Annotated in this window: 12 protein-coding genes and 2 tRNA genes; 1 reads left to right on the forward strand and 13 read right to left on the reverse strand. The window is 64.8% G+C overall.

All coding sequences use genetic code 11. The features are described 5' to 3' along the window. Positions 1-4 precede the first annotated feature (4 nt). The 10 genes from AC0WRY_RS17750 to AC0WRY_RS17795 form a co-directional block, all read right to left on the reverse strand. On the reverse strand, positions 5-784 hold the full coding sequence (locus AC0WRY_RS17750; protein ID WP_194402122.1) for a PopZ family protein: 780 nt from the start codon (positions 782-784) through the stop codon (positions 5-7). Positions 785-1,088: 304 nt separating this feature from the next. After that, positions 1,089-2,474 carry a TolC family outer membrane protein gene (locus AC0WRY_RS17755; protein ID WP_194402123.1) on the reverse strand — a complete coding sequence of 462 codons (1,386 nt, stop codon included), beginning with the start codon at positions 2,472-2,474 and terminating at the stop codon, positions 1,089-1,091. 204 nt (positions 2,475-2,678) lie between these two features. Then, entirely contained in the window at positions 2,679-3,311 is a 633-nt protein-coding gene (locus AC0WRY_RS17760; RefSeq protein ID WP_194408306.1) for a protein-L-isoaspartate O-methyltransferase family protein, read from the reverse strand. Between the two features lie 288 nt (positions 3,312-3,599). Further along, a complete protein-coding gene (locus AC0WRY_RS17765; protein ID WP_194402124.1) occupies positions 3,600-3,779 on the reverse strand; it encodes a hypothetical protein in 180 nt (59 codons plus the stop codon). Positions 3,780-3,993: 214 nt separating this feature from the next. Beyond that, positions 3,994-4,068: transfer RNA gene (locus tag AC0WRY_RS17770), tRNA-Asn, on the reverse strand. 136 nt (positions 4,069-4,204) lie between these two features. Then, entirely contained in the window at positions 4,205-4,573 is a 369-nt protein-coding gene (locus AC0WRY_RS17775) for a hypothetical protein (RefSeq protein ID WP_194402125.1), read from the reverse strand. Between the two features lie 210 nt (positions 4,574-4,783). After that, a complete protein-coding gene (locus AC0WRY_RS17780; protein WP_194402126.1) occupies positions 4,784-6,484 on the reverse strand; it encodes a flotillin family protein in 1,701 nt (566 codons plus the stop codon). 20 nt (positions 6,485-6,504) lie between these two features. After that, positions 6,505-7,167: an OB-fold-containig protein gene (locus tag AC0WRY_RS17785; protein ID WP_194402127.1), complete on the reverse strand. Its 663-nt coding sequence runs from the start codon at positions 7,165-7,167 to the stop codon at positions 6,505-6,507. A 10-nt stretch (positions 7,168-7,177) separates the two neighbouring features. Then, on the reverse strand, positions 7,178-8,341 hold the full coding sequence (locus AC0WRY_RS17790) for a PspA/IM30 family protein (protein WP_194402128.1): 1,164 nt from the start codon (positions 8,339-8,341) through the stop codon (positions 7,178-7,180). A 402-nt stretch (positions 8,342-8,743) separates the two neighbouring features. Then, a complete protein-coding gene (locus AC0WRY_RS17795; protein ID WP_194402129.1) occupies positions 8,744-9,004 on the reverse strand; it encodes a hypothetical protein in 261 nt (86 codons plus the stop codon). 263 nt (positions 9,005-9,267) lie between these two features. On the opposite strand from AC0WRY_RS17795, the gene AC0WRY_RS17800 reads away from it, so the two are divergent. Next, positions 9,268-9,465: a hypothetical protein gene (locus AC0WRY_RS17800; protein WP_194402130.1), complete on the forward strand. Its 198-nt coding sequence runs from the start codon at positions 9,268-9,270 to the stop codon at positions 9,463-9,465. A gap of 86 nt (positions 9,466-9,551) precedes the next feature. On the opposite strand, the gene AC0WRY_RS17805 is transcribed toward AC0WRY_RS17800, so the two are convergent. From AC0WRY_RS17805 to AC0WRY_RS17815, 3 genes are all read right to left on the reverse strand, one after another. Next, a complete protein-coding gene (locus AC0WRY_RS17805; protein WP_194402131.1) occupies positions 9,552-9,698 on the reverse strand; it encodes a hypothetical protein in 147 nt (48 codons plus the stop codon). A gap of 203 nt (positions 9,699-9,901) precedes the next feature. Further along, positions 9,902-9,975, reverse strand: a tRNA-Cys gene (locus AC0WRY_RS17810). A 98-nt stretch (positions 9,976-10,073) separates the two neighbouring features. After that, positions 10,074-10,805: a tRNA-uridine aminocarboxypropyltransferase gene (locus tag AC0WRY_RS17815; protein ID WP_194402132.1), complete on the reverse strand. Its 732-nt coding sequence runs from the start codon at positions 10,803-10,805 to the stop codon at positions 10,074-10,076. Position 10,806 lies beyond the last annotated feature (1 nt).

The following is a 10,806-nucleotide window of genomic DNA, read 5'->3' on the forward strand; positions in this document are numbered from 1 at the left end:
GGTCTCAGCGGCCGCCGCGCGAGACCCGCTCGATTTCGGCCTTCACGATGCGTTCCACGAGGCCGGGCAAGTTGTCGTCGAGCCAGGATTTCAGCATCGGACGCAGCATCTCCTTGACCAGATCTTCCAGCGTCCGTGCATTGCTGCTGAGCACCGTATGGGCCAGGGAATTGAACGCGGATTCGACCGCCGAGACCGTCGACTGCGCGAGCATGGGCTGCTGCGGCGGCAACGGCGGAGCATCGAAATCGACAGGCGCGTAGGACGGTGGCGGCGTTGGGCGCGGCGGCGGCGCTTCGGCGAATTCGAGATCGTCCCGCGGCTCGACCTTGCGGAAGCTCGGTGGCGGCGGAGCCGGTGTCGGGTCCATCGCCATCTCGTCGGTCAATTCGAGCACGTCGGGCTCAGGCTCGGGTTCAGGCTCCGGCTCCGGCGTGCGGACCTCGGGCGCAGGTGTGGCCGCATCGAGCCCCGCCAGCAGCGCGTCGATGTCGTCCTGGCTGTTTGGCGATGCATCCGCCGCAGGTGCGGGAGCTGGGGCTGGAGCCGGCTTTGCGGCCGGAGGTGGCGCGGGCTTCTCGGCGGCCGGTTTGGGCGGTGCGACCTTGGAGGGCGGAATGTCGTTCATCGCCTGCGGCTTCGGCGGGGCTGCGGGGGCCGCGGCTTTCTCGGGCTTGGCGGTCTCGGCCGGCGGTGGCTTGGCCTCGTCGTCGGCAATGATGCGCCGGATCGAGGCCAGAATCTCCTCCATCGAGGGTTCTGTAACCTTTGCAGGCTGCGTCATCTCCGACTCCACATCATCAACGCCCTCGCATGCGTTGTTTTACACCAAGCAGGACAGGATTGGCCGGTTCCGCACCAAGTGGCCCGACATTTTCGTCGCGGCAGCCCGACTTGTCCCCAGATCACGGCTCAACGTGCGGCGGTGCGCCCCTGCCCCCGGCACTCAAGCTTTACGCACACAGCATCAATGCGAGGCGAATCGACCCGCATTCTCTTGGCAAGGCTATGTCAGGGATTTTGACGATTGCAAGCAAAGCGCCGGTCGGCCTCGGCTATTCGCGTGGCCGACCGGACGATTACGGGGATCAGCGCCCGTCAGGCGTGCGCACACCGCCCCAGCTGTCGCGGACTTGATGGTAGTGAACGCTGGGATCGTAAACATTGGTCGCAAGACCCAGGACCTGCGGCGCCAGACGGCCGACGGCGGCGAGGACGTTGTACGATGCGACGACACGGTCATGCTGCGCGGTCACGAGCGCGACGCGCGCATTGACCAGCGCCTGCTGCGCGTTGAGCACGTCGAGCGTGGTGCGCTGCCCGGCCTTGGCTTCCTCGCGCACGCCGTTCAGCGCGATCTCGGACGCCGCCACCTGCGCCTGCGCCGACTGCACCTGCGCCTTGCCGGCCTGCAGCGAGCCCCACCATTGCACGACGGTCGCGCGGGTCTGATCGCGCGTGTTTTCGAGGTTGAGACGTTGCTGAGCCAGGTTTTCCTTGGATTGACGGATCAGCGAATATTCACTGCCACCCTGATAGATCGGCACGGAGATCTGCGCGAGCGCTGTGGCACTGAGCGAACGGTATTGAATCAAAGATTGTTCGTAGGCTTGGGTCACCCCCGCCTGCAGTGTGACTGTCGGCAGCAGAGCGCCCTCGGCGACCTTGACCTGCAGGTAATTGACGTCGATGCCGAACATCGCAGCCGTGACGTTCGGATGCTCGACGAGGCCGAGCTCGACCGCGGCAGCGAGCGTCGCGGGCAGGAAACGGTCCACGGGCGAGCCGGGCGCCAAGTTCGTCGGCTCGTTGCCGATGATGCGGCGGAAGTTCGCGCGCGTCGTGGTGAGATTCGCCTCGGCGGTCAGGGCCTGCGTCCTGCCGGCCGCCAGCTGTGCTTCCGATTGCGCAACGTCGGTGCGGGTCACTTCGCCGACATTGAAACGATCACGGGTCTGCTTGAGGGTCTGCTCGAGGACCCGCACGTTGCTGCGCTGAACTTCGAGCGTCGCCGCGTCGCGCAGATAGTCCATGTAGGTCGTAGCAGCCTGGAGCAGCACGGTTTGATCGAGGCTGCGCAGCGCTTCGCGAGAGCCGGAAACCTGGCTCTCTGCGGCGCGCGTCCTGTTAGCCGTCTGGTTGCCGTTGTAAAGCGTCTGCGAAGCCGTCAGTCCCACGCTCCGGGGATAGCCTTTGCCGTTGACCGGATCGCTGGTGGAGGAACTCTTGAAGTCCGAGTACTGAATGCCCCCGCTCGCCGTCAGATTGACCTTCGGGCGATAGCCGGACAAAGCCTGCGGCACGTTTTCGTCGGTCGAGCGCACCTGGGCACGCTGTGCGTTGAGCTGCGGATTGTTCTGATAGGCGCGCACCAGTGCGGCGTTGATCGTGTCCGCCAAGGCAGGCGTCGGCCCGGCAAGCGCCAGCAACAGGACCGAAACCGCAGCTCCGGTGGAGAGCTTCACCCCATGCATCCCAAAATTTCCGTTCATTCTAACGCCCGGCTCGTGCCCGCGAGCTGGGTTACCGTCTACCGAGTGGAGTCGTTGCCCCGCCGCAACATAGGCTGCGGATTGGCGCGACGGAACTACCTGAGGGTAGTTCCCGGTGGAAACTCTTCACGTGCAGCATCCCGGCCACACTTCTGATTCAGAACGGGATTTTAATGGGCTTTGCCGTCAGAAGACGAAGCCGGCCGCCCGCGCCAGCCCGGGAAGGACCGGGGCGGCGGCGTCGAACAGGGCCCGATGGCCGAATTCACCGTGGGTATGGGTCACGATCACGGCCCGCGGCGGCCTGGATTCGGCGGACACGCCCACCAGGCGCCCGCCCTCCTTCAGCTGCCCGAGCAGGGCTTCCGGCATCACCTCGGCAGCGCCATTGAGGATGATCACGTCATAGGGAGCGGCGGACGGATCGCCCTCGCCGCAGGCGGCGGCCTTGCAGGCGACATTGGCAAGCTTCAGGGCAGCGAAGGCATTCGTTGCCTTCGCGGCCAGCGCCGAATCGCATTCCGTCGCGGTGACCTGGCGCGCCAGCTTGGCGGCCAGCGCGGCGAGATATCCCGTCGCACAGCCGACCACCAGCACGTTGTCGCCCTCGCCGATCTCGGCGGCCTGCAGTAGCTTGCCCGTCAGCTGCGGCTTGATGAGGAAGCGCTTGGCTCCGCCCTCGCTGACGTCAAGATCGAGGTCGAGGTAAGCCAGTGCCTGCCTGTCGGCCGGCACGAAGGCCTCGCGCGGAACCGTGAGCATGGCATCGAGAACACGACGGTCGGTGACGTCATTGGTGCGCACCTGGCCATCGACCATTTTGAGGCGCCGCTTCTCGCTCTCCGCAGCCTGCTTCTTGCGTTCTGCACCCTGGTGGATCTCCAGGGCGTCCGTCCGGTACCCGGATTCGGTCTTGGGAAGCGTGTCATTCTGCGGCATGTCGGGTCTCGCGGTGCCTTGTCGAGGCGGTGCGATCGACAGCTCCAGCCGTCGGTCGCGAGCCAAAATTCGCGGCATCTTTGGAACATGCCCGCCGAAAACGCAACATGACACTCGCCCCTAGACCCGGGGCTTTCCGCAACCTCCCGATCGCAGGGGCAACCAGCCCTACTCGATTGCCACCGCGAGGCGGCCGATCAGAGCTGCGACCTCATCCAGCCGCGCCGAATTGGGCGTCTCGACCGCACGCGCCAGACAGGCGAGGCATTCATCGTCGCTGAGCTCGGGAATCTCGGCCGGCAGAATCGAGGGGGCCATCTGAGAACGGTCGACCTGGATGTCTGTCATGGGAATCAGCTCCGTAAAATTCCGGCAGCTGTCGAAGCTCGATTTCAATTGAGTCGATTTGGCGCCGCCCGCATGGCGTGACGACGCCCATCCACACATCTGCTTGAATGCGATTCCAGGCAGGAATCGCTAAGGCGCTGCTCAGAAACCACTGCAACGAGGTCGCCCGCCGCATGAGGACGCGGCTGCAACTCATTGAATTTACGGCAAGATTTGGCTCCCCGGGCTGGATTCGAACCAGCGACCATCCGATTAACAGTCGGATGCTCTACCGCTGAGCTACCGAGGAAAAGGCGAACCAGTCGTTCGCGCGGGGCTGCGTATAACAAAGCCGCTTGCGCTTGCAAAGGACGAATTCGTCATCATCCGAACGTAGCTGAGGAAGGGCCTGAAAGGTCCCTCCTCCAGGCCGTGACGGCCGATCGCTATTCCGCGAGAAACGAGGTGGTCTTGGTGCCGGGGTCGTAGCGCAGCCGAAGCGCGGTCATCTTGCAGAGATTGACGTTCTTCCACAGCACCGCCTCGTCGTAGTTCTGCCAGTCGACGCGGATGTTCCAGACGCAGCCCTCGTCGTCCTCGTCGAACTCGACATAGGTGCTGGCCTGGTTCTGCAGCACCTTTTCGAGCTCGTTCTCCCACTCGTCCAGCCCATCGTCCGGCGCGTTGAAGCCGAGGAATTTGATGGCATAGCCGGTCTCGTTGACGACGGTGACGTTGCGGGCGTCAGCCGCGAACGCGGGCATGGCGGCGACCGATAAACCGATCGCGATCAATCCAGACAGAAAATACTTCATGTGAAAAATCCTCCGATCGAAACAGGCCTCGGCGCCCGGCGTCGATCGGCGCAGGCGCCGCGGCAACAAAAAGCGTTGCCTCGAGACATGTCCGGAGCGCGATCGAAGGGTTCAACACGCCGTCGATCTGCACTCCGGAACGTTGCGCGACGCGAGACGCGCAGGACTTGTTTCTATCGTTTCGAATTCTCCGCAGCAATGAACGGGCATTCATAGATCGGCGGCGTTTGCCTTCGCCGGCGCAGGCGCAGGCGCCGGCACAGCTGCGCCGTTGCTCTTCCCGGTCACCGCGCCGACCAGCGCCTGCACGGGATCGTCGCCCGGCGCAAAGCCGCTCTGGCGCAGGATCTCGTCGATCATCGGACGCAGCGCGTGGACCTTGAGCAGCTCGCCGGCGAGCCCTTCGCCGAAACCGACATTGCCTCCGCCGGCGCCGTTGCCGCCGAACGCACCACCGGTGTGCAGGATACGGACGTCCTTGAGGTTTGCGATCGGCTTGACCATCTCGGCCAGCGCCAAGGGCATCGTCTCGATCCGCTTCTTGGCGATCTCGAAGTCGATGACGTTGCTGCCGAGCTTGTTCTGCGCCTCGTTCTTCATGGTGATGACGGCGGCCTCGGCCTCACCGATGTTGCGGACGCCGACGGCCTTGATCTTGTTGGATTCGGCTTCCGCGGTGGCCAGCGTCTTCACGGCCTCGGCGCGATCGAGCGAGGCCTTTTTCTCGGCCTCGGCCGCGACGATCAGCTCGGTCGATTTGCGTTCGGCCTCGGTGCGCGCGGCCAGCACCTGGGTGAGACGGGCACGATCGGCGACCTCGACGGCGCGCGCCGTGACGACCTTTTCCTCCGCGGAGACGGCGATCGCTTCGGCGGTCTTGGCTTCCGCGACGGCTTCCGAGGTCTGCTTGCTCTTGGCCGCGATCTGGATCTCGTTCTCCTGCGTGGCGATCTGGATCTCGCGCTGGGCGTCGGTCTTGCGCTTGTTGATCGCCAGATCCGACTCGATCACCGCGGTTTCCTTGACCTGCTTGGCGCCGGCCTCCTTCTCGGCAACCGCCCTATCGGTATCGATGCGGGCGTTCTCCTCGGTCAGGCGCGCGGTCTGGGTTGCGGTCGCGACCTCGGCGCGGGTGCTTGCGGTCTTGTTGGCGATGTCGCGCTCCTGGGAGAGCTCGGCCTCTTTCTTGGTCCGCTCGATGCCGAGGGTCTGCTGCCGCGCCTCGAGGTCCTTCTGCGCAATCGCGACCTCGTTGTCGCGCACGATGGCGTTGCGGTCGCGGCGACGGGTCTCGGTGACGGTCTTCAATTGGGTCAGGCCTTCGGCGTCGAAGAAGTTCTCCGGATTGAAGAACTTGACGTCGGTCTGGTCCAGCTTGGTCAGCGACACCGACTCCAGTTCGAGACCGTTCGACTTCACGTCCGACTCGACCGTGGACTGCACGTGCTTGACGAAGTCCGATCGCTTCTCCTGAAGCTCCAGGATGCTCATGGTCGCGGCGACCGAGCGCAGGCCGTCGACGAACTTCGCCTCCACCTGGTTGCGCAGCGCCTCGGCGTCGTTGGTCAGCGCGCCCAGCGTCTGGCTTGCCAGCGCGATGCTCTCCTCGTCCGGACGAACGCGGACGTAGAACTCGGCGACGATGTCGACACGCAAACGGTCCTTGGTGATGAGGGATTCCCGCTCCTTGCGTTCGACGGTGAGCCGCAGAGTCTTCAGATTGACGCTGGCATAGGAGTGGAAGATCGGCAGGATCATGGCGCCGCCGTCGAGCACGACTTTCTTGCCGCCGAGGCCGGTGCGCACGAAGGCCTCGTCGCGCGTGGCGCGCTTGTAGAGGATGGTGAAGACGATCCCGAGGACGACGATCAGCGCGACGCCGATCATGGCCGGGACTGCGATGTCGAACATGATATTCTCCAATGAATGACCTAGCTGCTGCTTAGAGGTGGCTTCGACGGCTTAAGTTCATCCTCGGCCTTCACCGCAACGAAGCGGGTACCGTCGCGATCGACCAGCAGGACCATGGTTCCCTGCGGCAGCGGCGAGGACGACGGCGCGGCGACCGCCCAGACGAAATGGCGGTTGCCATGGATATCGGCCACGCTGACCTTGCCGGGCGGGCCCTGATCGAGCGGGCCGATGACGACCTCCCCGACGCGGCCGACGAGGTCGCCGAGACCGACGACATAGCTTTCATCCTTGGGAATGACCCGCGCGATGGCCCTGCTCGCGGAGCGCACCAGCGGCACCGAGACGGCAACCGCTCCGACCGAGGCGAGCGTCGCCGGCAAGGGGCCGGCCACCATCCGTGCGATGTCCTGGATCAGGAAGCCTGTGATGGAGAAAGCGCCGAGCAACAGCAACAGAAAGATCAAGAGCGGCACGCCGCCGACATTGATCCAGGAGATCGCGTTGATCACGCCATTGTCGCTGGGATGACCAAAGTCGATGTTGGTGCCGAGCATCTCGCTCAAGGAGGCGCCGACCAGCATCGAGACCACCTCGATCGAGCCGACGATGACGATCATGGCCGCCGCGATCGCGAACGGCCTGACCTCCGGCGACATGACGTGTTCGAGCAGAGCGCTCATGACACGGCACTCAGGAGCGCGACTTCAGCCGCGCCAGCCTCGCCGCAATTTCCTTGTCGCGATGGAGGGTGCTGAGCTCGTCGATGTCGCTCGAATAAGGGATGCCCGGCGGCACGCCGGTGGCCCGCGCCACCGCCTTGCCCGCACGCAAGGCCTTGGCTGCAGCGGACGTGCCGCCCTGCTTGCGGGGCGACGTCGAGCCCTGCTGGCTCGCGGCCGCCTCGCTCTTTTCGAGATCGGCGCGGCGCTGCTCGGCGTCCTGGAGTGCCGACAGCACCGCACGCAGCGAGGTGACACATTGCTCGATCTTCTCGTTGTTCTCGTCGATGGCGCGGGAGAGCACCTCGAACTGCGCCTCCAGATCCATCTGCCGTGCGATGCCGGCACGAGCGAGGTCGTCGCGGCTATCAGCGATCGCCCCTTCGATCTTGGGCACGAGATCGGCCATCTCGCGCTCGATCTCGGTGCGGCGCGCGCTGAGGCGGTATTCCTCGGCACGCGCGGCGGCGAGCGCGTCGCGCGCTTCGCTCTCGGCGCGCTCGATCTCGCGGATGGCCTGGCCGACCACCTTGAGCTTGTTCTTGCCTTCCGCCTGCTCGATCGCGTCGTAAGCGATGCCGGCGATCAGGCGCCCGACCCGGGACAGGAAATTGTCGGGGGCGGCAGCGATGGTATCCATAGCGTTCTCCTCCTCTGGCAGAGTGTTCGGCGTGACGCCGTAGTGAACTTCGAAACCGTCATCGGTACGGACCAGGCGCGCGGGTACGCTGTGTCCCCAGCCCTCGGCATAGCCGGCGTAGTCGAAGGGCACGCTGAAGCGCCCCTCGACGGTCGCAATCGAAATGGTCGCGGGACCCTTGATCTTGGCGAGCTTGTCGTCGAGCGGCAGACGGCGGCCCTGTGCCGCGCGATATTCGGCCCGGTCGCGCAGGCCCAGGGTCACGAGGCGCGAGGGCAGCGCGGTCGCCTTGCGGATCGGGTCATAGGCGTGAGCATGCAGCAGCACGACGTTGGAGCCGACATTGTGGCTCCGCGCGACCTCGTCGAGGATCTCCATCATGCGGTCGTAAGCCCCGAACGTCGCCTCCAGCGCGGCCTTGGCGACCGGGTCGGGGGCAAGCCTGTAACGCAGCGCGGCCGGCGCGTTTCGGGGTGACTGGCTCATGGAAAGCACTAAAGCACCATTTTGGTGCTTTAGGAAGGGGAGACCTGATCACGTTTCCCTGATCCACATGCACGCTACCTGTTAGTCGTCCTGCCCCGGAGCCGCGTTCAAGACCCCACTCACCTGCAGGTCACGGCCGATCAAGACTTCTTGCATCCGCGGGTTGCAATTTGAGACGAAATGCCGGGAGCGTTCGGCACGACTTTTTGCGTCTCGCTCCGGTCTCGTGTCCGGACGCGTGCACCGTAAAACGCTCGGGGTACGAGACCTGCGTTCACCTACCGCTCTCTCAGGGCGACCGGCACCTGCCACCGGTCCACAGCCTGTCCGCAGCATATCCACAGGACCGGTAGCGCGGATTCGTCAGCCAACCGGACGACTTGCTGCGCACAAACCCACAGTCCCGCTAAATCAACCGCCGGCCTGGTCGAACACGCTTCGGCAAGCCTCGCTCAAGCTGGAGCGGTTACGGCGCAGGCAGGCCGTGATGGCGCGGACATTGGGAATTTCGCCGGCGCAAAGCCGGTAGACATCGGGCGTACAGGCCCGGCGCTGCTCCGCCGTCCCTTGCGCGTGGGCAGCGGGGGCGAACAGCGCCAGGAACAGCCCGACGGTCGAGGCGCGGCGCGCCCGGCACTTCACACCCGCAAACCGCAAGAACCTCGCCTTCATGACCAGTCTCCTGTCTGCCCTACCCGCCTCCCGGCCTTGCTGGCCGGCGTCGTGCGAAGGGGTAGGAGAATTAAATCGCGGAGGATGTGATCTCTTTCACACTGGGGATGCTGGGGTGGAACGTAGGTTCCCGACGGGACTTCTTTAGAAATCGCTAACCAATCGGGGCCAGATCGCCGGATCGTTAAAATGCGAACGATCGGCTCAATCGGGTAACAAACCGGCTTTGCGACATTGCGCCATCCGCGTTTTGCGAGGGTGCGATGAGAAGCGAAGCCGAATTCAACTTGCTGCTGGATGCCGTCCGGGACGCCATGCTCATTGAAGATTTCGCTCCCGCGCCGGAGGAGGAATTCGTGCCCCGCACGTGGAGTTTCGACGCGACGCCCAAAGCCGCCAATGACAATGAGGGCGCCTGGCCCCTCCTGCCGTTTCCCGACGGCTGGTACGCGGCCTGCTGAGGGCTTTCTCTTCGCGGTGAACCGAACGCCCGCCTCGCGGGCGTTTTGCTGTGGAGGCCTACGCCGGACGCCCGGCTCGGCAACGATCAATTCTTGACGCGATCCTCGCCATCCTGCGGAGCCCGGTCCGGTGCGGCCGATGGGAAGATGCTGTCATAGATCGCGCGGGCCTCACGGATGAGGCGCGCCCGCTCCAACTCGGATTTCGGGACAAATCGGACGATGTCGCCCATTTGTGGCTCCAGTGCTCGGGTGACGAGACGCATCACTTCGCAGATGCGAACTCTATGCCAGCCGGCCTGAATCGGAGGTTTCCGGCAGGCTCCGGGCAAACCCGGTGATCGCGCCACCGCGCAGCTTGGCGGAGCGCGGGCGCGCAGCATCGGCGGGATCCGCGCCGAGCTTCTAATTATGCCGAGAGATCAGAGGGTTGTGATGGAGGCCACGACCAGAATTGAACTGGTGTACACGGTTTTGCAGACCGTTGCGTAACCACTCCGCCACGTGGCCCCGTAAGGCCGGAGCAATATAGGGGATCAATGGGTTAGGCAACTGCCTTCATCTGACTTTGACCGGAGGCTGTCCCGTACAGGGGATGCGACCCGAAGTCAGGCTCGTTTGCGTCGCCGGAAGTCGCGCCGGGCTTTCGGGACAGGCTTGGGGGCCAATTCCGGCATCTCGGCCTGGACCTCGCGGTAGCGCGTCAACAGTCGTTCAAAGCTCGCATGCAGCGTGTCGGCGATATCAGGGCGCCGCTCGAGGCCCGCGAGAATCGTCGCCGCGGCCTCGATGGTCGACAGCCCATCCTTGCGCGGCTCCTTGCGCAGGCGCCCGTAGCGGGAGGGATGCGCCGGATTCAGGATCACGCGCTGGCACTTGAGCATCCAGGGATTGCGCCACCACAGCGCCTTGGCCTGGCTCCAGGTGCCGTCGAGCAGCACGACACCTTCGAGCTTGCCGAGGATTGCGCGCTGGTTCTCCGCGATCTCGCCCTTGCGGTTGAGTGCGAGGATCTCGCCTTCCGCTTCGAGATCGGCGGCGCGTGCCGAGCCGAGGTAGAGCACGGCCCAGCGCGCGGCGTTCTCGACCGGCCGTCCCAGTGCCTTGGACAGGCTCGGCCAGGACAGTCCGACCCGCACCGTGGCATCGGCGAAATGCTTCGCCAGCAGGCGCGCGGTGCCGAGCGCCCTGTCCTGCTCCTGCGGATGTTGCAGGATCAGGAGCGACAGTCGGTTTTCAATCGGCGTGACGCTGTCGCAGATGCACAGCGGCATCGGCTTCTGGCAATGCGGGCATTCGGGAATCGGATCGGCGCTAGCCGTATCGGGTGGGTTCGACATG

It is taken from the genome of Bradyrhizobium sp. T-12 (assembly GCF_058314695.1).